28 protein-coding genes are annotated in these 22,164 nt (G+C 70.7%); 18 read left to right on the forward strand and 10 right to left on the reverse strand.

The genetic code is table 11. The annotated features are described in order from the left end of the window. Positions 1-3 precede the first annotated feature (3 nt). From ACIOTO_RS02090 to flgN, 8 genes are read right to left on the reverse strand one after another with little or no spacing between them, the layout of a single operon-like run. On the reverse strand, positions 4-492 hold the full coding sequence (locus ACIOTO_RS02090; RefSeq protein WP_105711621.1) for a hypothetical protein: 489 nt from the start codon (positions 490-492) through the stop codon (positions 4-6). Next, positions 489-1,556: a tRNA (adenosine(37)-N6)-threonylcarbamoyltransferase complex transferase subunit TsaD gene (gene tsaD, locus ACIOTO_RS02095; protein WP_400856200.1), complete on the reverse strand. Its 1,068-nt coding sequence runs from the start codon at positions 1,554-1,556 to the stop codon at positions 489-491. Before tsaD ends, ACIOTO_RS02090 begins: the two co-directional genes overlap by 4 nt. Beyond that, a complete protein-coding gene (rimI, locus tag ACIOTO_RS02100; RefSeq protein WP_262003372.1) occupies positions 1,553-2,041 on the reverse strand; it encodes a ribosomal protein S18-alanine N-acetyltransferase in 489 nt (162 codons plus the stop codon). The genes tsaD and rimI overlap by 4 nt, the downstream gene beginning before the upstream one ends. Then, complete coding sequence (tsaB, locus tag ACIOTO_RS02105) at positions 2,038-2,655, reverse strand: tRNA (adenosine(37)-N6)-threonylcarbamoyltransferase complex dimerization subunit type 1 TsaB (protein WP_400856201.1); 618 nt, start codon at positions 2,653-2,655, stop codon at positions 2,038-2,040. Before tsaB ends, rimI begins: the two co-directional genes overlap by 4 nt. Before the next feature lie 60 nt (positions 2,656-2,715). Next, on the reverse strand, positions 2,716-3,087 hold the full coding sequence (locus tag ACIOTO_RS02110) for a flagellar assembly protein FliW (RefSeq protein WP_400856203.1): 372 nt from the start codon (positions 3,085-3,087) through the stop codon (positions 2,716-2,718). Next, positions 3,084-3,965, reverse strand: coding sequence for a flagellar hook-associated protein FlgL (gene flgL, locus ACIOTO_RS02115; protein ID WP_029262232.1), 882 nt, complete (start codon positions 3,963-3,965; stop codon positions 3,084-3,086). Before flgL ends, ACIOTO_RS02110 begins: the two co-directional genes overlap by 4 nt. Before the next feature lie 12 nt (positions 3,966-3,977). After that, entirely contained in the window at positions 3,978-5,387 is a 1,410-nt protein-coding gene (gene flgK, locus ACIOTO_RS02120; RefSeq protein ID WP_372468691.1) for a flagellar hook-associated protein FlgK, read from the reverse strand. 13 nt (positions 5,388-5,400) lie between these two features. Beyond that, a complete protein-coding gene (gene flgN, locus ACIOTO_RS02125) occupies positions 5,401-5,883 on the reverse strand; it encodes a flagellar export chaperone FlgN (protein ID WP_400856204.1) in 483 nt (160 codons plus the stop codon). A gap of 196 nt (positions 5,884-6,079) precedes the next feature. On the opposite strand from flgN, the gene ACIOTO_RS02130 reads away from it, so the two are divergent. From ACIOTO_RS02130 to ACIOTO_RS02215, 18 genes are all read left to right on the forward strand, one after another. Further along, entirely contained in the window at positions 6,080-6,880 is an 801-nt protein-coding gene (locus ACIOTO_RS02130) for a sigma-70 family RNA polymerase sigma factor (RefSeq protein WP_400856205.1), read from the forward strand. 110 nt (positions 6,881-6,990) lie between these two features. Then, positions 6,991-7,620: a hypothetical protein gene (locus ACIOTO_RS02135; protein ID WP_400856206.1), complete on the forward strand. Its 630-nt coding sequence runs from the start codon at positions 6,991-6,993 to the stop codon at positions 7,618-7,620. Then, complete coding sequence (locus ACIOTO_RS02140) at positions 7,617-8,114, forward strand: RNA polymerase sigma factor (RefSeq protein WP_400856209.1); 498 nt, start codon at positions 7,617-7,619, stop codon at positions 8,112-8,114. The genes ACIOTO_RS02135 and ACIOTO_RS02140 overlap by 4 nt, the downstream gene beginning before the upstream one ends. 104 nt (positions 8,115-8,218) lie before the next feature. After that, positions 8,219-9,049 carry a flagellin gene (locus tag ACIOTO_RS02145; protein ID WP_262003382.1) on the forward strand — a complete coding sequence of 277 codons (831 nt, stop codon included), beginning with the start codon at positions 8,219-8,221 and terminating at the stop codon, positions 9,047-9,049. A gap of 75 nt (positions 9,050-9,124) precedes the next feature. After that, a complete protein-coding gene (gene fliD / locus ACIOTO_RS02150) occupies positions 9,125-10,507 on the forward strand; it encodes a flagellar filament capping protein FliD (protein ID WP_400856211.1) in 1,383 nt (460 codons plus the stop codon). A gap of 2 nt (positions 10,508-10,509) precedes the next feature. Continuing rightward, a complete protein-coding gene (fliS, locus tag ACIOTO_RS02155; protein WP_400856212.1) occupies positions 10,510-10,896 on the forward strand; it encodes a flagellar export chaperone FliS in 387 nt (128 codons plus the stop codon). Then, a complete protein-coding gene (locus ACIOTO_RS02160) occupies positions 10,893-11,201 on the forward strand; it encodes a hypothetical protein (protein WP_400856214.1) in 309 nt (102 codons plus the stop codon). Before fliS ends, ACIOTO_RS02160 begins: the two co-directional genes overlap by 4 nt. A 109-nt stretch (positions 11,202-11,310) precedes the next feature. Then, positions 11,311-11,652 (forward strand): flagellar basal body protein, encoded by a 342-nt coding sequence (locus ACIOTO_RS02165; RefSeq protein WP_029262224.1) that lies wholly within the window; start codon positions 11,311-11,313, stop codon positions 11,650-11,652. Continuing rightward, positions 11,649-12,041 (forward strand): flagellar basal body rod protein FlgC, encoded by a 393-nt coding sequence (locus ACIOTO_RS02170; RefSeq protein ID WP_105711629.1) that lies wholly within the window; start codon positions 11,649-11,651, stop codon positions 12,039-12,041. The genes ACIOTO_RS02165 and ACIOTO_RS02170 overlap by 4 nt, the downstream gene beginning before the upstream one ends. Continuing rightward, a complete protein-coding gene (gene fliE / locus ACIOTO_RS02175; protein WP_400856216.1) occupies positions 12,041-12,343 on the forward strand; it encodes a flagellar hook-basal body complex protein FliE in 303 nt (100 codons plus the stop codon). The genes ACIOTO_RS02170 and fliE overlap by 1 nt, the downstream gene beginning before the upstream one ends. Further along, complete coding sequence (fliF, locus tag ACIOTO_RS02180; protein WP_400856218.1) at positions 12,343-13,971, forward strand: flagellar basal-body MS-ring/collar protein FliF; 1,629 nt, start codon at positions 12,343-12,345, stop codon at positions 13,969-13,971. Before fliE ends, fliF begins: the two co-directional genes overlap by 1 nt. Continuing rightward, positions 13,968-14,972, forward strand: coding sequence for a flagellar motor switch protein FliG (gene fliG / locus ACIOTO_RS02185; RefSeq protein WP_029262220.1), 1,005 nt, complete (start codon positions 13,968-13,970; stop codon positions 14,970-14,972). Before fliF ends, fliG begins: the two co-directional genes overlap by 4 nt. Continuing rightward, on the forward strand, positions 14,962-15,567 hold the full coding sequence (locus ACIOTO_RS02190) for a FliH/SctL family protein (RefSeq protein WP_400856219.1): 606 nt from the start codon (positions 14,962-14,964) through the stop codon (positions 15,565-15,567). Before fliG ends, ACIOTO_RS02190 begins: the two co-directional genes overlap by 11 nt. Then, positions 15,564-16,859: a FliI/YscN family ATPase gene (locus tag ACIOTO_RS02195; RefSeq protein WP_400856221.1), complete on the forward strand. Its 1,296-nt coding sequence runs from the start codon at positions 15,564-15,566 to the stop codon at positions 16,857-16,859. Before ACIOTO_RS02190 ends, ACIOTO_RS02195 begins: the two co-directional genes overlap by 4 nt. Continuing rightward, positions 16,856-17,278, forward strand: coding sequence for a hypothetical protein (locus ACIOTO_RS02200; RefSeq protein WP_029261087.1), 423 nt, complete (start codon positions 16,856-16,858; stop codon positions 17,276-17,278). The genes ACIOTO_RS02195 and ACIOTO_RS02200 overlap by 4 nt, the downstream gene beginning before the upstream one ends. Next, entirely contained in the window at positions 17,275-18,738 is a 1,464-nt protein-coding gene (locus ACIOTO_RS02205; protein ID WP_400856222.1) for a flagellar hook-length control protein FliK, read from the forward strand. Before ACIOTO_RS02200 ends, ACIOTO_RS02205 begins: the two co-directional genes overlap by 4 nt. Before the next feature lie 15 nt (positions 18,739-18,753). Next, a complete protein-coding gene (locus ACIOTO_RS02210; RefSeq protein ID WP_029261089.1) occupies positions 18,754-19,191 on the forward strand; it encodes a flagellar hook assembly protein FlgD in 438 nt (145 codons plus the stop codon). Positions 19,192-19,219: 28 nt separating this feature from the next. After that, positions 19,220-20,380 carry a flagellar hook protein FlgE gene (locus ACIOTO_RS02215; protein ID WP_029261090.1) on the forward strand — a complete coding sequence of 387 codons (1,161 nt, stop codon included), beginning with the start codon at positions 19,220-19,222 and terminating at the stop codon, positions 20,378-20,380. Positions 20,381-20,456: 76 nt separating this feature from the next. Here ACIOTO_RS02215 and ACIOTO_RS02220 read toward each other — a convergent pair whose 3' ends face one another. Together ACIOTO_RS02220 and ACIOTO_RS02225 are read right to left on the reverse strand one after the other, a co-directional pair. Next, positions 20,457-21,893, reverse strand: coding sequence for a type II toxin-antitoxin system HipA family toxin (locus ACIOTO_RS02220; RefSeq protein WP_400856224.1), 1,437 nt, complete (start codon positions 21,891-21,893; stop codon positions 20,457-20,459). Beyond that, entirely contained in the window at positions 21,893-22,141 is a 249-nt protein-coding gene (locus ACIOTO_RS02225) for a helix-turn-helix transcriptional regulator (protein ID WP_400856225.1), read from the reverse strand. Before ACIOTO_RS02225 ends, ACIOTO_RS02220 begins: the two co-directional genes overlap by 1 nt. Between the last annotated feature and the right edge of the window lie 23 nt (positions 22,142-22,164).

Consider the following 22,164-nt stretch of genomic DNA (forward strand, 5'->3'; position numbering starts at 1 on the left):
CGGTCAGCCGAGCTTCTCGAACTGCATGCCTGCCCAGACCAACCAGCCCAGGCTGTACGCGGTCGCGCAGAGGCCCAGCACGAGCGCCCACAGCGCGATGGAACGGCTCTCGAGCGGACGACGCAGCGACATGATCGCGGCGATCACCGCGACGACCGCGACGGGGATCCCCCAGCCGACGAAGAACGATGCTCCGAGGGCGACGATCGCGGCGAGCAGGGCCCACGGCGCGAGGCGGGTGTCGTCGATCGGGATGGCCCCGGTCGTCGGCTCCCACTCCGCCTCGCCCGGGGCATCGATGTCGGGCCCGCTCACCACCACGGGCTCGATGCCGACGGGGCCGGTGGGCAGTTTCGTGTAGCCCTCGCGACGGGCGCCGGGAAGCCGCGGCGCCGCCCCGGGATGCTGCTCGACCTCGTCACTGGCGCGTTCGACGCGCGCCGGCGGAGTCCGGGGGGTCTTCGCGTCGGACGAGCCGGAGACGTCGCTCATGCGGGCACCGCCTCGGCGATCTGGATCTCGGTGACCGGAAGGGTGGAGTCCGCCCCGAACGCCAGAGTCGAGGGGCGCCGCCCCGAGGAGATCAGCTCGGCGGCCAGCGCGGCGATCATCGCGCCGTTGTCGGTGCACAGCGAGAGGGGCGGGATGCGCACCGTGACTCCCGCCTCATCGGCACGCCGGAGGGCGACCTCGCGCAGCCGACGGTTCGCGATCACGCCGCCGCCCAGCAGCAGGCGCGGCACCCCGAGGTCGGCGCAGGCCGCGAGTGCCTTGGTCACCAGCACGTCGACGACCGCCTCGCGGAAGCTCGCGGCGACATCAGCCACGGGCACCTCGATCCCGTCGGCCTCGCAGCGCTCGACCCACCGCGCGACGGCGGTCTTCAGACCCGAGAACGAGAAGTCGTACCGATGCTTCGCCAGATCCGATGCCCGGGAGAGACCGCGCGGGAACCGGATCGCGTTCGGGTCGCCGTCGGCCGCCGCCCGGTCGATCTCGGGACCGCCGGGGTACGGCAGCGACAGGAGCCGGGCGACCTTGTCGAAGGCTTCGCCGGCGGCGTCGTCCATCGTCTCGCCGAGCAGCTCGACGTCGGTGGTGAGGTCGCGGACGTGCAGCAGCGAGGTGTGACCACCGGAGACGAGCAGCGCGATGGTCGGGTACTCGAGCGGCGCGGAATCGGCCGTGAGGATGTCGGCGGCGATGTGGCCGACGAGGTGGTTGACGGCGTACAGCGGCTTGTCGATCGAGACGGCCAGGCCCTTGGCGGCGCCCACTCCGACCATGAGCGCGCCCGCGAGGCCGGGGCCGCTCGTGACGGCGACCGCATCGAGGTCGTCGAGACGCACCCCTGCTTCGGCGAGTGCCGCATCGATGGCGGGCTGAAGCGCCTCGAGGTGCGCCCGCGCGGCGACCTCGGGCACGACGCCGCCGTATCGGGCGTGCTCGTCCATGCTCGACGCGATGGTGTTGGAGAGCAGGGTGCGCCCGCGGACGATGCCGATCCCGGTCTCGTCGCAGCTCGTCTCGATGCCGAGGACCAGAGGTTCGCTCATGCCTTCGCCTCCTCGGTCGTGTCGTGCGATGCCGGGTGGCGGCGCAGTTCCAGACGCATCACGATCGCGTCCACGTCGTCCGGCTGATAGTAGCGGGGGCGACGGCCGATCTCCTCGAACCCCTCCGCGAGGTACAGGCCCTCTGCGGCGGGGTTGTCGGCCCTGACCTCGAGGAACACCTCACGGGCACCGCGCTCGGCCGCGGCGGCCAGGAGAGCACGCAGGAGCGCGCGGCCCCGACCCTGCCCGCGGTGCTCGGCGAGGAGCGCGATGGTCTGGATGTCGGCGTCGGCACTGCCACGCAGCGCGCGCACGCCGCCGTAGCCGATGACCGCGCCGTCGTGGTCGTCGACGAGGTAGCGGCCGTGGATGCTCTCGAGCTCGGCGGCCATGGTCTCGCGGCTCCACGCGTCGGTCGGGAAGGAGCGCTCCTCGATCGCCATGATCGCGTCGAGGTCGTCCGCGGTGGCGTCGCGCAGGGTCATGAGCCGACCTTCTTCGGCGCACCGGGCACCGTCACGTCGGGGTGGCGCATGTAGAGCGGCTCGTCGCCCGTGAGCGTGCGACCGGCTGCCAGGGCGCGAGCTCCGACGCGCGCCAGGTCCGCCGCCGACAGGGTGGCGACATCGATGCGGCGGATGCCGTCGAGGTGCGCGTCGGCGTCAGCCGCCCGCACGAGGACGGTGTCGGCGACGATGTGCGGGATCCCGTCGGCATCGAGCCCGTCGAAGACGGTGATCGCGACCTCGCGTCGGCGGGCATCGGTGACGATCGCGAACGGCTGCGACTCGGTCTCGAGCGCGGTGAGAGCGGCGGCGAGATGGCTGGGGACCGGGACGACCGGGATGCCGCGTCCGAGGGCGAAGGTGCGGGCCGCGGCGATGCCGATGCGGAGCCCGGTGAAGGGTCCGGGGCCCATGCCGGCGACGACATGCGTCACCTCGCCGTCACCCGCATCGCTGAGCGCCGCGACGAGCAGGTCGCCGATCACCTCGGCGTGGCCCAGCGGGTCGGTGGCGGCGGCTTCGGCGCGTCGCGCCCCGTCGGCATCGATGAGGGCGACAGCGGTGCCCAGGGAGGTGTCGACGGCAAGGATCACGTCTCCAGGGTAGCCGTGGTCGCGCTGTGAGAGCGGCCCGGAGTGCCCGCGGCTCGCGCCTCAGCCCAGCGGCGCGCGGAGCGGGTAGTCCTGATCCTCGAGGATCACCTGCGACGCGGCTCCCGTGGTGCGATTGACGATCACGGGCGCCATCAGGTTCACACTCACGCCTTCCGTGGAGGGGTGGGCGACCACGAGGACCAGTGCGTCGTCGGCCGAGCCGAGCGCGAGGCTCTCGGCCTGCTCGTCGCTGAGGATCGGCGCATACTCGCCGAGCACGGTGCTCGGGTCGACGAGGTACAGGCGCAGATCCGCGTCGTCCACGGCCCGCATCGAGAACAGACCGTCGGCGCCGTCGACCGGCGCGAGCGCGAAGTCGACGTGCGGCGCGAGTCCCGGAGGGGGCGTCAGGAAGCTGAGGGCGGCGGTCATCGCAGGAAGTCCATCAGCGAGGGCTGGAGAACGCGCGCGTTCACCGCGAGCGCGGAGCGGTACACGAGTTCCTGCGCCTGCAGACGCACGAGCACCTCGATCGAATCGACGTCCTCGACCGCCGTGCGGCGGGATTCGAGGGACACGGAATTCTGCACTGCCGCCTCCTTGGCGCGTTCGATCTGAGACTGTCGGGTTCCGACGGAGCCCTGCACCCCGAGCATGGCGGTGCGTCGGTCGTCGATCTCCGCGAGGCGCGGACCGACGTTCGTTCCGGAACGGAGGTCGGCGACGATCTTGTCGACGAGCGCGAACACCGAGTCGTCGCCGGTACCGAAGACCGCGGCGCCATCGGTATCGACGCGGACCGATGCCGCATCCGAGACGCGACGGCTGACTTCGGAGCCCGCCACGCCGCTGTACGAGTAGTCCGCGGCGAACGCCGCCGTGTCCGAGGTGCCGGCGAACACCGAGCGACCGAGGAGCCGGGTGTTGGCCTGGGACAGGAGCTCCTTGCGGATGCCCTCGAGCTCGACGGCGAGCGCCTCTTTGGCGGTGGCATCCAGCGCGCCGTCGTTCGCCCCCTGGGCGGTGAGGTCGCGGACCCGGCCCAGCAGCGAGGTGCTCGCGGTGATCGCGACATCCGCCGCCGTGACCCACGCGAGCCCGTCGTCGATGTTGCGTGCGTACTGGTCGTTGCGGCGCTGCTCCGCATGCAGGGCGAGGGCCGCGGCCGCGGCCGCCGGGTCTTCGGACGGAGTGGCGAAAGCGCGCTGCGACGTCGCCTGCTCCTGCAGACGCGCCAGCTCGGTGAGGTTGGACTGCAGCTGGCGCATCGCCGTCTGCGTCATGGATGACGATGTCACTCGAGAGATCACGATGCTCCTTTATCAGCGTCCGACGAGGCCGGTGCGGTTGATGAGGACGTCGAGCGCCTCGTCCACCGCCGTCATCACGCGGGCTGCAGCCTGGTAGGCGGTCTGGTAGGTGAGCAGGCTGATCGTCTCCTCGTCGCCGTCGACGGCGGCAACGGACTGCTGCGCCCCGACCGCCGCGACAGCCGCCGAATCGGAGACCTTCGCCCGCTGCACGTCGGCTGCCGTCGCGACGCCGAAGCGCGTGACGTGATCGGACCAGAGCGCGTCGGGCGAGGTGGCGCCGCGCCCGATCTGCGAGATCAGGTCGGCGTTGGTCGCATCCAGCGCACCGGCACCCGGTGCGGCGAGCGCCAGCTCGGACGGGGTCGTCACGGCGACCCGCAGTCCGAGCGCGGCCGACCCAGTCGTCGGAAGGGTGAAGAAGTCGCCGCCCGGCTGCCCGGACGAGGTGACACCCGCACGGTGCTGCGCGTTCAGCGCACCGGCCAGGGCTGTCGCCACCGCGTCGTAGGTCGAGGCGAGCTGCGCGAGCATGCCGCCGTCGGCTGCCGGTGCGAGCACGGCGAGCGAGCCGCCGAGCTCGCCGCCGTCGATCGAGGCCGGGAGATCGGGCGCGGATTCCCACGAGACGGTGAAGCGCTGCCCCGCGTCGATCGTGGCCGGGCCGTTGAGGACGAGGTGGCGCGCATCGGAACCCGAGACCAGCGCGTTACCGCCGACGCGGAGAGTCATCGACCCGTCGCTCTCGATGGTGGCCGCCGCCCCGGACATGCGGGCGACGTTCTGCGCGAGCACGCTCCGCTGGTCCATGAGCTCGTTCGCCGAGCGCCCGGAGGCGAGGGCGTCGCGGATCTCGCCGTTGAGCACCGCGATCTGGTCGGCGGCGGCATTGACCTGCGTGACGGTGCGCTCGGCGGTGGCCCGCGCGTCGCTCCACTGGGTGGCCACGGTGCGGTAGCCGCCGGCGATGTGGGACGCGAGCTCCTTGGCGGATTCGAGGATGGTGGATGCCGCTGCACCGGAGTCCGGTGTGTTTGCGAGATCTTGCCAGCCGGACCAGAACTTCGACAGTCGCGCCGCCAGTCCGTTCTCGGTGGGCTCGGCGAGCGAGGCCTCGATCGTGGTCGCGGCGACCGCGCGCGTGGACCAGAAGCCCGATGCGGCGAGCGAGTCGCGGACGCGGGCGTCGAGCAGGGCATCGCCGAGACGGGCGACGCCGTCGATCGAGACGCCGTGTCCCGGCAGAGCGCCGACGCTGAATCGGCCGGTCTGGGCGATCGCCGCGATGGCCGAGGTCTGGACCCGCTGACGCGTGTAGCCCTCGGTCTTCTGGTTGGCGATGTTCTGCCCGACCACGTCCATGCCGCGTCGGGCGGCGGCGAGTCCGCTGGCCGCAGTGTTCAATCCGCTGAAGGTCGACATGATCCCCTTCCGGTCACATCTCGGTGTCGATGATGCGCGCTGCGTCGTCGCGTGCGCGGTCACCGTTCGTCGTGTATTCGCCCGTCTCGTGCCCCAGCGCGGCGAGCGTCTCCTGAGTGGCACGGAGCACGCCGCTGAGCTGCTCCGTGTTCGCGTCGCGCAGCTGCTCGACCTCGGCGGCGAGCTTCGTCAACGCGCGCATGTGGTCAGCGAAGACCTCTTGCCACGCGCCCTCCGGCGCGTGTGCGACCAGTTCGCGGATCGTCGCGCTCTCCGGAGCCCCCCACTCCTCGGCGACCGCGGCGACCTCGACCGTGCGCGCGAGTCCCGCGCCACGCAGGCGATCGAGGACCTGATCGATCTCACGCGCGGCGAACTGGATCCATTGGGATCGCCCGGCTGCGAGCAGCAGCTGCTGTTCGTCTAGTTTGAAGAGCAGCATCTCGAGCAGTTCACGCTCGCGCCACAGCTGTATCGATAGTTCGTTGGCTCCCATGATCCCCTTTTCCCCAGTGATCGCCACGCCTGTTAACGCGGCCAAAGGTCACTATCGGCTGCCGCGCCCCTAAGGTTACTATGTGGAACGGCGATGGGTAGTTCTCCCCATGTACAGATCACAAAAAGTGTGATAAGTGCATCTACTCGTCTCCTTGGAGCTTCCGGAGTGAATCCAGAGAGGTGGATCATCCCCCATGTCGTCGCGCGCTGAGCGCAATCTGCTCATCGAGAGCAACCTCCCCCTGGTCGGCTACCTCGCCTCCGAAACACACGCCCGAGCAACCCATATCCCCCGCGACGAGCTCGCGGCCGTCGGAGCGCTCGCGCTCGTGACCGCCGCGGACGCGTTCGACCCGTCGCTGGGCGTCCCCTTCGGCGCTTACGCGCGCCGCCGCATCCTCGGGGCATTCGCCGATGAGATGCGTTCCATGGACTGGGCCTCCCGCGGCATCCGCAAGCGCATCAAAGAGACGGTCGCCGTGCGCGAGACCCTCACCGCAGGACTCGGCAGAACGGCGACGGCGGCCGAGGTCGCCACCGCAATGGGCGTCGCGAAGGATGTCGTCCTCGAAGCCCTCGGCGATGCCGCCCGCACCGTCACCACACTGGAAGACCCCGCCGCCCGCGATGTGACCACCGACATCCTGCTGCCCGAGGAATCGGCACTCGTCGGTGAGCGCCGCGAGGTGCTCGAGCAGGCCGTCGCCGCGCTGCCGGAGCGCATGCGCCGGATCGTGCAGGGCGTCTACTTCGAAGAACGCCCCGTCAAGGAGATCGCCGAAGAGCTCGGCGTGACCCATTCCGCCGTGTCGCAGCAGAGGTCGGAGGCCATCCGCCTGCTGCGCGACGCCCTGGACCGGTACTTCGCCGAAGGCGCCGCCCCCGCCACGACGACCCGGGTGTCGGCCGGAGCGCGGGACGCCTACTTCACACGGATCGCTGACGCGGCCAGCGCGCGGATCGCCGGCGTCTTCCGCGAATCGGCCCCCGCCTAGCCCGACACCTCCGAAGGTCGCTCTCGCGATCGGAGAAATCCGGGAAGTCGTCATCACCGGCGGTGCTGCCGGACATATCTCATGTAACGACCCTTCACGATGGGAGTGACATGGATACCCAAGACCGTCTGGATCTGCTTCTCGAGCGCTCGGCACCCGCGCCGTTGCGCATCGACGACGACCTCCGCCGCACGATGGACGAGGCCGCGCACACGGCTCGCGCGCAGACGTCGGCTGCGCAGCCGCGCGCCGCCCGACGAACACCGCGCCTCGTCGCGGGCTTCGGGCTGGCAGTGCTGTTGACCGGTGGCGCCGGTGCGGCTGCTGCCGCAGGGGGCTTCGAATGGCTGCCCTGGGCACAGGAACCCGATGCCGCCTACGTCTTCACGCTGCCGAGCGGCCGCGAATGCGAGCTGCGGGTCGTCGTCGAGCAGACGGAGGACGTGGGCGACTGGAACGCGTTCGTCACCGACGTCGGACACCTCGCTGTGGAGGACGGCGCGGTCGAGCGGTGGGTGGATCGGATCCGGTCCGATCCCCACGCGATCATCCCGGTCTTGAACGACGACGGTCAGCGAGAGGACGCCGGGCCCGCTGCGGAGCCGTCTGAGGACGATGTATACGCGACCGCTCATAACGTCGCGATGCGCGAAGCCGTGACCCAGCGGGCTGAGGAGGCAGGCGTCGTGTGGGGCTATGGCGGCGACGAGCAGCTGCAGTGCGAGGCAGTGACCCCGTGACCTCGATCAATCGCAAGAAACGGCTGCTGACCACGGTCCTGCGCGAATCCGACGGGGACGTCCTGCGGTTCCTGCACCGGCGCGTCGGGTCGGACGATGCGCCCGACCTGTTCGGGGAGACACTGCTGATCGCGTGGCGGCGCGTCGAGGATCTGCCTGACGACGCGACCGAGGCGCGGATGTGGCTGTTCGGGCTGGCCCGCGGCACGCTGTTGAACCACACGCGGGGCCAGCGCCGTCGCTTGGCCCTGGTCGATAAGGTGCGCGCCCACATGCCCGTGGCGGCGGCACCTCCGGCGGACGAGGGCGGTGAGGTCCGCGACGCCCTGGAGCGTCTGAAGCCGGAGCTCGCGGAAATCGTCCAGCTCGTCCACTGGGACGGGTTCACGCTCGGCCAGGCGGCCGACATCGTCGGCATTCCCGCGGCGACGGCGCGATCCCGATACGCCCGAGCCAAGGAGGATCTCCGAGTTGCACTGGGGGTCATCGCCTAGCGGCGCCACGCGCCCGGCTAACGCCCGCGCCGCCTCCGCCGATAGGTGTGTGCGGGAGACCACGGATGGTCTCTCGCACAACGAATTCACGGAGGAGAACCCTTATGGGTATGCAGATCAACACCAACGTGTCGGCGCTCAACGCCTACCGCAACCTGTCCAGCACGCAGAACGACCTGTCGAAGTCGCTCGAGAAGCTCTCGAGCGGTCTGCGGATCAACCGCGCAGCGGACGACGCCGCCGGCCTCGCGATCTCCGAGGGCCTGCGCTCGCAGGTCAACGGCCTGAACGTGGCGGCGCGCAACGCCCAGGACGGCATCTCGGTCATCCAGACCGCGGAAGGCGCCCTGACCGAGGTCCACTCGATCCTGCAGCGCGTTCGCGACCTGACCGCTCAGGGTGCGAACGACTCGAACAACGCGAAGTCGCGCGAAGCGATCCAGAAGGAGATCAACACCCTGGGTGATGAGCTCACCCGGATCGCCGAGAGCACGAACTTCAACGGCATCAAGCTGCTCTCGGGTGGCACGACGCTGACGTTCCAGGTCGGTGCGGGCGCGGTCGCCGCCGAGGACCAGATCTCGGTCGGCCTGACCAACTTCGCCACCCTCGGAGCAGACATCAAGGGCTACGCGGCGACGATGACGGATGCGGCCACCTACGGTGCCGCGCTGGCTGACATCGACACGGAGATCCAGGCGGTCTCGACCGCACGTGCCGGTTACGGTGCGCTGCAGAACCGCTTCGAGTCGACCATCAACAGCCTCAACGTGTCGGCGGAGAACCTGTCCGCCGCCGAGAGCCGTATCCGCGACACCGACATGGCGTCCGAGATGGTCAAGTTCACCTCGGCGAACATCCTGTCGCAGGCGGGCACGGCCATGCTGGCCCAGGCGAACCAGTCCAACCAGGGCGTTCTCCAGCTCCTGCGCTGACCCACGCCATAGGGTCCGGGCGGCGGCTGCGACCGTCGCCCGGACCCTGTCCGCTCCCGACCTGCAAAGGCGATCATGTCTCTCTCGCTCGACGGCCTCGTCTCCGGCCTGAAGACCACAGAGGTCATCAAGGCCCTGATGGACGTGCACGCCATCCCGCGCTCGCTGCTCAAGGCGAAGATGGATGACAAGAACGGCATCGTCACCCAACTGCAGACGCTGAACACCGCGATCCAGAACCTCGCCACCGCCGCCGAGAAGGCCGCGTCGCCCGGCGGGCTCGCCCGGTTCACGACATCGTCGTCGTCGAACACCGTCACGGTCGCCACCCGCACCGGCGCCGCCCCGGTCTCGGCGGAGATCGTCGTCGACAAGGTCGCGAAGAATCACACCATCGTCTCGGCTGCGTCGAACGGGTGGCCCGTCGACCCGCCGGTGATCACCCTCGAGAACGCCAAAGGCGAGCGTCTGCAGATCGAGGCCGACGGCGCCTCGATGCAGGAGGTCGCCCAGGCCATCAACGAAGCGGGCTTCGGAGTCGTCGCGTCAGCAGTGCCCGCGGGCCGCGACGCCGACGGCAACCCGCTGCATCGACTGCAGCTGCGCGCGGCCGACTCGGGCGAGGGCGGCCAGTTCCGCGCCTATCGCGGTGACGTCGCCGCGGTCGAGGCCGGCACCGCATCCGACATCGCCACCGAAGCGGGGGCGGCCGTGATCGCGGTGGGCGCCGACGCACAGTTGCGGCTGTGGGCGGGCACCAGCGCCGAACAGGTACTGACCTCGTCGAGCAACACCTTCACCGATCTGTTCGACGGCGTCGATGTGACGGTGTCCGCGGCATCCGCCGACCCGATCACGATCGGCGTCACCATCGACACCGAGGCCCGCACCAAGGCCTCCGCGGAGTTCATCGCCGCAGTCAAAGACATCCTGACGCGTATCGACAACGGGTCGAAGGCCACCGTCGCCGCGAACCAGGGCGACAAGACCACCCTGGGCGTCTTCACGGGCGACAGCACCGTCCGATCGCTGCGGACGGCGATCGCCGATGCCATCCAGCATCCGGTCGATGGGGTGTCTCCCTCCTCCATCGGCATCGAGACCGACATGTACGGCGTGCTGAGCTTCGACGAGGAGAAGTTCGCCGAAGCCCTCGCGAAGGACCCGGATGCGGTCGCCGGACTGTTCTCCGACGTCGCCTCGCGCGTGCAGGACACCGCGAAGGTGTACTCCGACAAGTACGACGGCCTGCTCACCTCCCGCATCACCGGCCAGGAGAGCGAGGTCAAGAGCCTCGGCGAGCAGATGGAGCGCTGGGACGTGCGCCTCGCCCAGCGGAAGGCGACGCTCGAGCGCACCTACGCCCGCCTCGAGGTGATGCTGTCGCAACTGCAGTCGCAGTCGACCTACCTGTCGTCGCAGATCGCCGCCCTTCCGACCTCGAGCTCGGGGAAGTGAGCATGAACGCCGCCCTGCGTGCGCAGCAGCGCTACCGTGACGATGCCGTGCTGTCGGCACCGCCCGAGCGTCTCGTGACGCTGCTGTACGACCGGCTGCTGCTCGACATCGAGCGCGGCGAGGCCGCACAGCGAGCCGAGGACTGGACCGAGGCGAATGCCCAACTGCAGCACGCGCAGGCCATCGTGTCGGAGCTGACCTCGTCGTTGACCGACGACTGGAACGGCAGCGCGGGCCTCCGCTCGGTGTACGTCTTCCTGTCGCAGACCCTGATCGGCGCCAACATCGGCCGCGATCCCGAGCGCACCCGTGCCTGCCACGGGATGGTCGCCCCGCTGCGGGACGCCTGGCACGAAGCCGCCAGGACCGTCGCGGAGACCCGGTCGTGAGCGCCGACGACGTGACGGCGGAGTGGACCGAACTGCTGGATCGCCTCGAGCTCGACGCCGACCGCATCCTCACGGCTACCCCCGGAACCGCCGACACGGCCGTCATCGAACCGTGGACGCCGCCCTCCACTCCCCTGCCCGTGCATCTCGCCGATCGCGCCCGCCGGGTGGTCGAGCGTCAGCGCCTCGCGATGGAGCGCGCCCGCACCGATCTCGACGACCTCCGACAGCACCTCGGCGCGGTGGACCGGATCCCGGGGACCCGTCGCCCCGATGCTCCCGCATTCCTCGACGTGGATGGCTGAGACCGCTCCCTAACGTCGTGCGCGACCCTGCCGATAGAACAGGGAGAGCACGGATGGCTCGCAAGACTCGGCCATGGATCGGCCACACCACCACACACGGGGAGCGGTCGTGTTCGATTCTGTGACCATCAACGCGCTGACGAGCGCGCTCGACGGCCTCGCGCTGCGCCAGCGGGCGATCGCCGACAACATCGCCAACATCAACACCCCCGACTATCACGCCAAGCGGGTGCGCTTCGAAGAGGCGCTCGCGGACTCGGTGCAGGCGGGTGACGGACGGGTCGGCTCGACGGTCGGCACCTCGCTCGAGCCCACGCGCCTGAACGGCAACAACGTCAACCTCGACACCGAGACCCTGTCCAGCGTCGACACGATGCTGCGCTACCAGTTCGCCACGCAGGCCGTGAACGGCTCGTTCGCGTCGATGCGCGCGGCGATGAGGACCTCATGACCTTCGACGCGATCGGCATCGCGAGCACCGGCCTGACCGTGCACCGCAAGTGGCTCGACGCCATCAGCGACAACATCGCGAACATCAACACCGTGACGGCGACCGACGGCGCCGCCTTCCGTGCGCGGTACATCACCGCCCAGACCAGCGACCAGTCGCCGGGTGTGTACGTGGCGGGCTCCGTGCAGGGCAGTGCGGAGGGGCGGCTCGTGCACCAGCCCGACCACCCGCTCGCCGACGCCGACGGCTACGTCCGCTACCCCGACATCGACCTCGGCGACCAGATGAGCCAGCTCATCCTCGCGCAGCGCGGCTACCAGGCCAGCGCCGCGATCGTGGACCGTGCCCGCAACGCCTACGAATCCGCCCTCCAGATCGGACGCAGCTGATGGATCCCCTCTCCGGCGTCGAGGGCATCTCCTCGGCGTTCACCCTCGCCCCGCCCACCGCTCCGGCGAAGGCGGCGGACGACACCGCCTTCGCGAACAGCGTCACCGGTGCGATCGACGAGCTGCGCTCCCTGCAGTCCGAATCCGACGCGCTCAAGGTCGCCGCCGTCACGGGTGACCTCGACGACATCCACTCGGCCATGGTCGCCTCCTCGCGCGCGTCGGTCACCCTCGAACTCGTCGCCGCCGTGCGCAACAAGGGCGTCGACGCGTTCAACGAGATCATGCGGATGCAAGCCTGATGCCCCAGGCAGTCACCAACGTCTTCCAGCGGATCGGACGCGTGATCGCGGGCTTCACGCTCGCGCAGCGCACCATCGCGATCATCGGCGTGGCCGTGCTCGCGCTCGGGATCGTCGCGCTCTCCAGCTGGCTGACCCGCCCGACCTACACCCCGCTGTTCTCGGGGATGAGTGCCTCCGATGCGAACGCCGTCGTCGAGCAGCTGCGATCGTCTTCGGTCCCCTACGAGCTCGCCGACGGCGGAGCCACCGTGCTCGTGCCGGAGAAGGACGTCTACGACCAGCGGCTCGCCGCCGCCTCCGCGGGCCTTCCCGGTGCGAGTTCCGGCGGGTACTCGCTGCTCGACGACATGGGCGTGACCACCTCGGAGTTCCAGCAGTCCGTGACCTACAAGCGCGCCATCGAGGGTGAGCTCGCCGCGACCATCTCGTCGATCGAGGGCGTGACAGCGGCCTCCGTGCAGCTCGCCATCCCGGAGGAGAGCGTCTTCGTCTCGGAGACCGTCGACGCCACCGCATCGGTGTTCGTGGAGACCTCGGGCAGCTCGTCGCTCACCTCGAAGCAGGTCGAGGCGATCGTGCACCTGACCTCCGCCGCGGTCAGCGGCATGAAGCCCGAGAACGTCGCCGTCGTGGACCAGAGCGGCCAGACCCTCTCGGCCGCCGGCGTCGGCGCGGTCGGCGGCGTCGACCAGCAGGCCGGCGACTACGAGGCACGGGTGACCGCGAGCGTGCAGCAGATGCTCGACACCGTCGTCGGCCCCGGCAACGCGACCGTGACGGTGGTCGCCGAGATCGACCGCTCGGTCAACGAGCGTGTCGAAGAGACCTACACCCCGGCGGAGGGGGCACCTCCGCTGACCGAGCAGTCTCGAACGGACACGCAGAACGGCTCGAGCTCCAACGCCGGTGTGCTCGGACCCGACAACATCGCGGTGCCGTCGGCGGGCGCGGACGGCACCTCCGAATCCACGGAGACGTCGAAGACCAACGCCGTCAACAAGAGCACCCAGAGCACCTCGACCCCCGCCGGCAACGTGCTGCGCCAGTCGGTCTCGGTCGCGGTCGACGCGGGTGCCGGTGGCGACCTGAGCACCGCGCAGCTGACCGAACTGGTCGAGACCGCCGCGGGGATCGACACCGCACGCGGCGACTCCATCGCCGTCGAACTCGTGTCGTTCAGCCAGACGGATGCCGAAGCCGCACAGGCCGCCCTCCAGGCCGCCAAGGACGCGGAGGCGGCCGAGCGTCAGGCTGTGCTCCTGAACACCGCCATCATCGCCGCAGCGATCGCTCTGCCCCTGCTGCTCGCGGTCATCGCCGCCCTCGTGCGGATGCGGCGTCGCGCCAACTCCGCGACCGAGTTCGATCAGCTGTTCGGCGACCGGCCTGCCCCGTTGTCGGCGGCCCTCGGCCCCGGTGCGGCCACCGTCGCCATCGACCAGGCGGCCACGACGCCGCTGGCCTTCCTCGAGACGACGCCCGACCCGGAGCCGGAGCCCGACCCCGAGCCCGCCCAGGTGAGCCTCGAGCGCCGCCGCGCCGAGATCGACTCCCTCACGCGACAGGACCCGAAGCGCACGGCCGAGCTGCTGCGGACCCTCATCGACGACAGGCAGCACGTATGAGCGGGTTGACCGACCGGCAGACGGCGGCCGTCGTGCTGATGAACCTCGACCGCGCACAGGCGATCGAGGTGATGAAGCACCTCTCGGAGTCGGAGGCCGAGGCCGTCGCCGCCGAGATCATCGAGCTGCAGGACCTGGACGCCGCCACCACCGCTCAGGCGCTCGGGCAGTTCCACCGGATCGCGACCGGACACCTGCCGCCCGCCCGCGGTGGTCGTGACCTCGCGGCCGGTCTGCTGGAGGCCTCGTTCGGTGCAGAGCGGGCCGCGGCCGTGCTCGGAAGGGTGGGTTCGACGTCGATGAACTCGTCGTTCGAGTTCCTCGGCTCCGCCGACCCGGCACAGCTGGCGACCCTGCTCGACGGCGAGCTTCCGCAGACCGTCGCCCTCGTGCTCGCGCACCTGCCCACCGACCGCGCGGCGGCCGTGCTGGCAGCGCTCCCCGACCCGACCCGCACCGATGTCGCCCACGCGATCGCGACCATGGGCACCGCGTCGCAGGAGGCGATCGCGATCGTGGCCGACGCGTTGAAGACCCGCACCGGGAGCTTCGCGAGCCGCGACGCCCCGGAGACCCTCGGCGGCGTCGAACCGCTCGTCGAGATCATCGCCCGCTCCGGGGCGACCGTCGAGAAGGCACTGCTCGCGAGCATCGAGGACCGCGACAGCGCCCTCGCCGAAGACATCCGGTCACGCATGTTCACCTTCGCCGACATCGTCAAGCTCGACGACCGCGACACGCAGCGGGTGCTGCGCGGCATGGACATCCGCTCGCTGGCTCTGGCGCTGAAGGGCGCCAACCAGGCGATCGCCGATCTCATCCGCCGCAACGTCTCCGAGCGCAACCGGGAGAACCTCGATGAGGAGGCACGGACCCTCGGTCCGGTGCGCGTCTCACAGGTCGAGGAGGCCAGAGCCGAGATCGTGCGCACCATCCGCGCTCTCGAAGCGGCGGGCGACATCACGGTGCAGCGCACCGACGAGGACGAGTATGTCTACTGACGCGTTCTCGCCGGTGCTGTTCCCTCGTCTCGACGGACACGCGGACGGCGCGGAGCATGCGCGCGCCCGGATGCGCGGCTACGCCGAAGGACACGCGGAGGGCTTCCGTGCCGGGCTCGCCGAGGCCGAGTCGGCGCAGCGCGTCGCCGCGGCGGAGCAGGCGGCCCGCGACGCGGCAGCCGCGCGCGAGGTGGCGACCGCGGTGTCTGCGCTGCAGGCCGCCGCCCTCTCACTGGGCGAGCGGGAGCGCGAGCTCACCGCCGCTGCGCGCGATGAGGTGCTGCGCGGCGCGATCGAACTCGCCGAGCTCATCCTCGTCGCGGAGCTCTCGGATGCCGGCTCGTCTGCCGCGGCCGCCGCGCGGCGCGCACTCGCGGTCGCCGACCCCGCCGACATCCGCGAGGTGCGCCTGCACCCCGACGACCTGCGCACGATCCAGACCGCGGAGTCGGACCTGACCAACTTCGCGCTCGTCGCCGATGACACGCTCGAGCGCGGCGATGCCGTCGCGACCCTGGCGCACGGACACATCGACGCCCGGATCGGCAGCGCCCTCGAGCGCGCCCGCCGCGCACTGGTCGAGGCCGGGTCGTGACGGCCTGGGCCGCCGTCCGCGAGGCGGTTCGACCGGAACGAGTCGGCGTCGTCTCCCAGGTGCGCGGCCTGAGCGTGCAGGTGCGAGGGCTCGAAGGCGCCGTCGGCGATGTCGTGACGCTCGACGGGGTCGATGCCGAAGTCGTCGCGATCGGCGAGGGCGGTCTGCGGTGCATGCCCCTCGGCGCCGTCGCCGGGCTCACCGTCGGGGCGCCCGTGCGGGGTCGCGGTGGCCCGCTCCGTGTGCCGACCGGGGCCGCTCTGCTCGGCCGCGTCCTGGACGGACTCGGCCGACCGATCGACGGCAAGGGCCCGTTGACGGGTGCGATCCCGGTGAGCCTCGACCACGCTCCCCCTTCGATCATGGGACGCGACCGGATCAACTCCCCTCTTCCGCTCGGGGTGCGCGCGCTCGACACGCTCGTCAGCGTGGGTCGCGGGCAGCGCGTCGGGCTCTTCGCCGGCTCGGGAGTGGGCAAGTCGTCGCTGCTGTCGATGATCGCGCGCGGCACCGAGGCCGAGGTGACGGTGATCGCCCTCGTCGGCGAGCGCGGCCGTGAGGTGCGCGAGTTCATCGAAGACGACCTGGGGCCGGAGGGACTCGCCCGGTCGGTGGTCATCGTCTCGACCTCCGATCAGCCGGCCATGGCGCGCATCCGCGCCGCGTACACCGCCACCCGGATCGCCGAGGCCTTCCGTGACGAGGGCGCGCACGCCATCCTCATGATGGACTCGCTGACCCGCGTGGCGATGGCCCAGCGCGAGATCGGCCTGTCGGCCGGAGAACCCCCCGCAACCCGTGGGTACCCGCCGTCGACGTTCTCGCTCCTCGCCGGTCTGCTCGAGCGCGCCGGCACCGACCGGGGTGGCTCGATCACCGGCATCTACACGGTGCTCGTGGACGGTGACGACCACAACGAGCCGATCGCCGACACCGTGCGCTCGATCCTCGACGGCCACGTCGTGCTCGACCGCGCGCTTGCGCTCTCAGGACACCATCCGGCGATCGACGTGCTCGGCTCCGTCTCCCGCGTGGTGGGGAAGATCACCGCCCCCGGGCAGCGGGCACACGCGGCGACGCTACGTGCGGTGCTCGCCGCGCGTCGCCGGGCCAACGACCTGATCGACATCGGCGCGTACCAGCCGGGTGCCGACGCCCGCATCGACGCCGCGATCGCCCACGAACGGGCGATCTCCGCTTTCCTCACCCAGTCGCTCGACGAGACGAGCGCGATCGACGAATCGTGGCGTCGACTCGACGAGCTCGTCTCCGGTTTCGGAGGAGTCTCATGACACGGTCGTTCTCCCTGGCGGGCCTGCTGCGTGTGCGCGAGATCCAGGAGCGCGCCGCGGCGCAGCGGCTCTCCCGCGCGGTGCTCGACGCCCGGCACACCGAGGCCCGCGATCGGTCCCTTCGCGCGCATCTCTCCGGCGCCGGGAGTGAAGCCGTGGACGTCCGCTCGCTGGCCGCGCTCGCGGCCGCCCGTGTGGCCGGCCGGACACTGCTCTCCGACCTGACGATGCTGGCGGAACTGCAGGAGCAGACCGTCGACCAGGCCCGCGCGGAGCACTCGGAGGCACGACGAGCGATGCGCGGACTCGACCGTCTCGCCCAGGCGCACGCCGTGCGGGTGCGGGCGGCCGAGCTGCACGCCGAACAGGCGGAGCTCGACGAGATCGGATCGCGCACCGACACGGAGGGGCAGTCATGACCGCGCTCGGCATCGTCGACATGCTCGACCCTCGCGCGTCGCGGCCGAGCGGCGCGGCGCCTTCGCGCGGCGCGACCCCGGGCGCCGCGGCCTTCGCCGACGTGATCCAGGATGCGGCGCGGGCTCAGCTCGCCGACGACGCGCCCACCGATGGCGTCCTCGCTGAGGGAGTGTCGTCGGGCGCGTCGACGGGAACCGAGACGACGGATGCGACCGCCGAATCCGCTGATCCGGTTGTTCCGGTGACCGCATCGCCTCTCCCACCCCTCACGACCCTCACGATCCCGAGCGGGTCGGGGACTGTGGCTCCCGTCGACGAAAGCACTTCGGGAGCGGACCCCGACCTCGACGGGCCCCCGCCACCGGTGGATGCTGGGGAAGACACCGGAGCGGCGGATGCCCCTGCGGAAGCCGCCGACCCCACCCCGATCGCGGCGTCCGGCGCTGTCGCCGCATCGGTCGATCCGGCACGCACCACCGCATCGACGGCAGCCCTGGCCGCATCATCCGTGCCACCCGCCGCGACCGGCGCATCGTCGCCGCGCGCCTCGACCGGGCCCGCCGCCGTCGGTGCGGCATCGGCTCCTGTCGGCAGCGACGGTATCGCCGGCGCATCCGGTGCGAACAGCACGACGGCGGATGCTCCGGCCGACGCCGCTCTCCGCCTCGTCCCCGTCGCCGCTGGTCCGCACGGTGCCGTCGCCGCGGCTGCCTCGTCGGAACCGGCACCGGGGTCGAACGCCGACCCGGCACTCCTGGCCGGGGCAGCCACCGCCGCTGACACGGCACCCGACGCCGCGCCGTCCTCTGCAGGCTCGACTCCGGTCGTCGCCGCCCCCGCCGCGTCGGTACCCGCGACCGCAGACGCTGCCGGCCCGACGGCCGCCGTCACGGCACCGGCACCGGCATCGCCGCCCCCGATCGCCCCGACGACGCCTGCCGCCGCGGCCGCGATCGCCCGGCCGGTGCTGCTTCCCCAGATCACAGCCCCCGTCGTCTCCCTCGCCCAGGCCGCAGACGGCGACCACAGCCTCACGCTGACCGTGTCGCCGGAGAACCTCGGGCCGGTGACCGTGCGCGCGCACATCTCCGGCGGGGCCATCCACATCGAGCTGCACGCCCCGAACGATCTCGGCCGCGAGGCGCTGCGGGCCGTGCTCGCCGACCTGCGGCGGGATCTCGCGGCAGCGGCACCGCACGCCTCCCTGATGCTCTCGACCTCGGACGACGGCCCCGGCTCGTCGAATCCGCAATCGTCGCCGAACGGCGGCGGCTCGGCGAACGGCAACGCGGCGAACGGGAACGCGGCGAGCGCGGGCGGCGGGCAGACTCGCGGCGACGCCCCCGCCGACCGGAATGCGGCCGCGCGGCCGAACCCGGCCGTCGTCCCCTCCGCACCAGACGGCGCACCATCCGGCCCCCTCGACGCGCTGCTCGGCGGCATCGATGTCTTCGCCTGATCCGAGAGGAACCCCATGACCACGGTCGACCCCATCACCGGCACCATCCCGCCCACCGGCGTGCAGACCGGCAGCACCACGCCCCCGGTCGAGCGCAAGAAGACGCTCGACTCGGAGGTGTTCCTGAAGCTGCTGGTGACGCAGCTGACCAACCAGGACCCCAGCTCTCCCATGAACACGAACGAGATGATCTCGCAGACCACGCAGCTCGCGTCCATGGAGCAGCTGACCGCGCTGTCGGCCACCTCGACCGAGAGCTTCGCGCTCAGCATGCGGCAGACCGCCGCCGCGCTCATCGGCCATGAAGCGCAGTACGTCGATGCCGACGGTGTCACTCAGAAGGGCATCGTCACCTCGGTCTCCTACGCGGGCGCTGTGCCGCTCGTGACCATCGGTGAAGCCTCCATCCCCCTCGACGCCGTCTCCGGCGTCTCCCTCGTCCCCAAATCCTGATCAGCCCCGCACCCAGAAAGGCACCACCATGCTCCGCTCCCTCTTCGCCGGAATCTCGGGCCTGCGCTCGCACCAGACCATGCTCGACGTCACGGGCAACAACATCGCCAACGTCAACACGACGGGCTTCAAGGCCTCGGCCGTGCAGTTCCAGGATTCGCTGTCGCAGCTGCTGCGCAACTCGATGATGCCGCAGACGAACCTCGGCGGTCAGAACCCCGCCCAGGTCGGTCTCGGTGTGCAGGTCGCCGGCATCAGCACCAACTTCGCGTCGGGGGCACCGCAGCCCACCGGCGTCCCCACCGACCTCATGATCGCCGGCGACGGCTTCTTCGTGGTGCGCTCCGGCGGCGAGACGCTGTACACCCGCAACGGCGGCTTCTCGTTCGATGCGAGCGGCAAGCTGGTCTCGGCCGACGGCGCGCTCGTGCAGGGCTGGACCGCGCGCGGCGGAGCCATCGTCCCGGGTCAGGGCATCGGCGACATCACGCTCCCCGTGGGCGCTCTGAGCCCGGCCGCCGCGACGACCACCGCCCGGGTGACCGGCAACCTGCCTTCGGGCGCGGCCGTCGGCGACACGCTCGTGCGCGACATCAAGACCTACGACGCGCAGGGCACGGAGACCTCGATGCGTCTCACCTTCACCCGCACGACCGCCGGCTGGGACGTCACCGACGCTGCCGGCGCGCGCACCCCGCTGGCCTTCACCGACGGCAAGCAGGCCGGCGCCTCGTCGATCGTGTCCGGCGGCATCACGGTCGACCTCTCGGCGGTCACCGGCTTCGCCGACGTCAGCGACATCGCCATCAAGGAGCAGAACGGCAAGCCGGCCGGCACCCTGAGCTCCTACGCCCTGACGAACGACGGCAGCCTCGTGGGCACGTTCAGCAACGGCGACACCGAGGTGCTCGCACGCATCGCACTGGCCGGCTTCGTGAACCCGGGCGGCCTCGAGAAGACCGGATCCTCGCAGTTCCGCCCCAGCGGCAACTCCGGCCAGCCGACGCTCGGCGAGGCCGGGACCGACGGCCTGGGCGGCATCATCAGCGGCGCCCTCGAGATGTCGAACGTCGACCTCTCGCAGGAGTTCACCAACCTGATCGTCGCGCAGCGCGGCTTCCAGGCGAACGCCCGCATCATCACCACGAGCGACGAAGTGCTGCAGGAGCTCACGAACCTCAAGCGCTGAGCGAAGGCGCCCCGGCCGAAGTCGGGGCGCCTTCGACGTGTCACAGCGGTCGCCTCCTGGAGGCGCTGCTGACCCGTCAGCGGGAGATCCGGGTGCGGTACCGTCCGGTGATCCACCGACCGGAGCGCCACTCGCCCGGCTCCCACACCGCGGTCCGGGCCTGCTCTTCCGCGTTCGTCGGCCCGGTGAAGGTGGGGATGTTGCGCACGCTCAGGTCCTCGGCCGCGATCCTCTCGACGAACTCTCCTGCGAAGCGCTCGATGCGCGCGGGCATCGCACGCACACGCGCCGTCGCGAGTCCGCCGGGCAGCGCTTGGACCGCCTCCTCGAATGCCTCGCCGAGCTTCTGCGACATGCGGTTCAGCAGTGCGGCGAACTCCCGCCGCGGCACGCCGAGCACGTCGGCGGTGCGCGCGAGATTGCGGCCGGTGATCTTGCGGTACGGGCGCTCCTTCCCGTACTTGACCGCGGCACTCGAGCGGTATGTGATGCGGTCGTCGTCCCAGATGCCGTGAGCGGAGATCAGGTCGTACGCCGGTGCCAGCCTGGCGACCCCGCCGACATGCAGCAAACTGTGGTTCTTCGCGTGTGCGTCCACTCCCGCGGTCAGCAGGTTGAACGCGAAGAGCTCGGTGAGACTCCGCAGGTCTCCGCCGCGGTACGACGGCGAAGACGCGCTGCCGACCAGCTGCACCATGTCCGACATGGTGGGGCCGCCGTCCTCTTCGTACTTCCGCGCCGGCAGGACGCTGAGCGCCTGGCAGAAGTCCTCCTGGTGGACCCGCGTGACCTCGCCGTTCCCCGCCACGCTGCGGTCGTAGCGGGTCGTGACGAAGGTGGGGAGACCGTCGAAGTCCATGATGTCGACGGTGGCCGCACGAACGCCCATCGCCCGCGCGGCGCGCATCGTGACGAACTCCACCGCCTGGACGTCGTTGTCGGTCTGCCCCGAAGCGAGCACCATGCCGGGCTTGACGATGTGCGTGCTGGCGGCACGACCATTGGGCTCGAACCACTCCCCGTCGATGCGGGCGAGAGCGAACTTGCCCTGGTTGCCGCCCAACGAGAACCTGCTCTCGTCGTCGTCGCTGTCGTCGACCCAGTGGTCCGGATCGGCGAGGATGGCCCGGACGCGGCGCGCGACATCCCGCTCCGTCAGCCGGGAGATGGCTCCCGTGGAGCTCGGGATGACCCCCTCGGGCACGACCTGCACCGAGCCCGGGGCATCCTCCCCCATGTGGCGGAGCAGGGAGAAGGGGTCGTTGCGCCTTTCGTCGAACTTCGCCGCCCAGCGCGCCCTCACCTCGTCGGAGTCGGGCAGCAGGTTCGAGAGCCAGGGCATGACCCGGTCGGGACCGTGCCCCGCTTCGCTCTTCGGCATGCTCACGGACAGGGGCGTCGAACGGGACTCCTCGCGGTAGTCGTCGTCGTAGAGGAACTCCACCTGATCGCGTTCTCCGCGCATCAGCTTCCCGGCGAACCGTCCGTCGAGCCAGAGATCGAGCGCGCTCATCACAGATCCTCGAAGAGACGGTCGAGCATGTCGGAGCGCGCGCTCCGTTCGAGCGTGACGCTGAATCCGAGAACGGCGGCGACCTCGATCGCGGCGCTCAGGGAGGGGACGACCTTGCCCGATTCCAGGTCGTGCACCCAGCGTCTGCTCTTGCGCGCCGCCTGGGCGAGTTCCTGCTGGGTCATGTGCGCGCTCAATCTGTTCGCACGGACGAACCCGGCGAACGCCTTGGCTGATTGCAACTGCATCTCGCACCTCCGTGAGCAGAATA

The sequence above is a fragment of the Microbacterium sp. NPDC087592 genome, assembly GCF_044743585.1.
In the GTDB taxonomy this organism is placed as follows: Bacteria; Actinomycetota; Actinomycetes; order Actinomycetales; family Microbacteriaceae; genus Microbacterium.

What these genes read in the sequence shown, in the direction of transcription:
- ACIOTO_RS02090 (WP_105711621.1), bottom strand. Translation starts at nt 492, where the DNA reads ATGAGCGACGTCTCCGGCTCGTCCGACGCGAAGACCCCCCGGACTCCG.
- tsaD (WP_400856200.1), bottom strand. Translation starts at nt 1,556, where the DNA reads ATGAGCGAACCTCTGGTCCTCGGCATCGAGACGAGCTGCGACGAGACC.
- rimI (WP_262003372.1), bottom strand. Translation starts at nt 2,041, where the DNA reads ATGACCCTGCGCGACGCCACCGCGGACGACCTCGACGCGATCATGGCG.
- ACIOTO_RS02110 (WP_400856203.1), bottom strand. Translation starts at nt 3,087, where the DNA reads ATGACCGCCGCCCTCAGCTTCCTGACGCCCCCTCCGGGACTCGCGCCG.
- flgK (WP_372468691.1), bottom strand. Translation starts at nt 5,387, where the DNA reads ATGTCGACCTTCAGCGGATTGAACACTGCGGCCAGCGGACTCGCCGCC.
- flgN (WP_400856204.1), bottom strand. Translation starts at nt 5,883, where the DNA reads ATGGGAGCCAACGAACTATCGATACAGCTGTGGCGCGAGCGTGAACTG.
- ACIOTO_RS02130 (WP_400856205.1), top strand. Translation starts at nt 6,080, where the DNA reads ATGTCGTCGCGCGCTGAGCGCAATCTGCTCATCGAGAGCAACCTCCCC.
- ACIOTO_RS02135 (WP_400856206.1), top strand. Translation starts at nt 6,991, where the DNA reads ATGGATACCCAAGACCGTCTGGATCTGCTTCTCGAGCGCTCGGCACCC.
- ACIOTO_RS02145 (WP_262003382.1), top strand. Translation starts at nt 8,219, where the DNA reads ATGGGTATGCAGATCAACACCAACGTGTCGGCGCTCAACGCCTACCGC.
- fliD (WP_400856211.1), top strand. Translation starts at nt 9,125, where the DNA reads ATGTCTCTCTCGCTCGACGGCCTCGTCTCCGGCCTGAAGACCACAGAG.
- fliS (WP_400856212.1), top strand. Translation starts at nt 10,510, where the DNA reads ATGAACGCCGCCCTGCGTGCGCAGCAGCGCTACCGTGACGATGCCGTG.
- ACIOTO_RS02170 (WP_105711629.1), top strand. Translation starts at nt 11,649, where the DNA reads ATGACCTTCGACGCGATCGGCATCGCGAGCACCGGCCTGACCGTGCAC.
- fliE (WP_400856216.1), top strand. Translation starts at nt 12,041, where the DNA reads ATGGATCCCCTCTCCGGCGTCGAGGGCATCTCCTCGGCGTTCACCCTC.
- fliF (WP_400856218.1), top strand. Translation starts at nt 12,343, where the DNA reads ATGCCCCAGGCAGTCACCAACGTCTTCCAGCGGATCGGACGCGTGATC.
- fliG (WP_029262220.1), top strand. Translation starts at nt 13,968, where the DNA reads ATGAGCGGGTTGACCGACCGGCAGACGGCGGCCGTCGTGCTGATGAAC.
- ACIOTO_RS02190 (WP_400856219.1), top strand. Translation starts at nt 14,962, where the DNA reads ATGTCTACTGACGCGTTCTCGCCGGTGCTGTTCCCTCGTCTCGACGGA.
- ACIOTO_RS02200 (WP_029261087.1), top strand. Translation starts at nt 16,856, where the DNA reads ATGACACGGTCGTTCTCCCTGGCGGGCCTGCTGCGTGTGCGCGAGATC.
- ACIOTO_RS02205 (WP_400856222.1), top strand. Translation starts at nt 17,275, where the DNA reads ATGACCGCGCTCGGCATCGTCGACATGCTCGACCCTCGCGCGTCGCGG.
- ACIOTO_RS02210 (WP_029261089.1), top strand. Translation starts at nt 18,754, where the DNA reads ATGACCACGGTCGACCCCATCACCGGCACCATCCCGCCCACCGGCGTG.
- ACIOTO_RS02215 (WP_029261090.1), top strand. Translation starts at nt 19,220, where the DNA reads ATGCTCCGCTCCCTCTTCGCCGGAATCTCGGGCCTGCGCTCGCACCAG.
- ACIOTO_RS02220 (WP_400856224.1), bottom strand. Translation starts at nt 21,893, where the DNA reads ATGAGCGCGCTCGATCTCTGGCTCGACGGACGGTTCGCCGGGAAGCTG.
- ACIOTO_RS02225 (WP_400856225.1), bottom strand. Translation starts at nt 22,141, where the DNA reads ATGCAGTTGCAATCAGCCAAGGCGTTCGCCGGGTTCGTCCGTGCGAAC.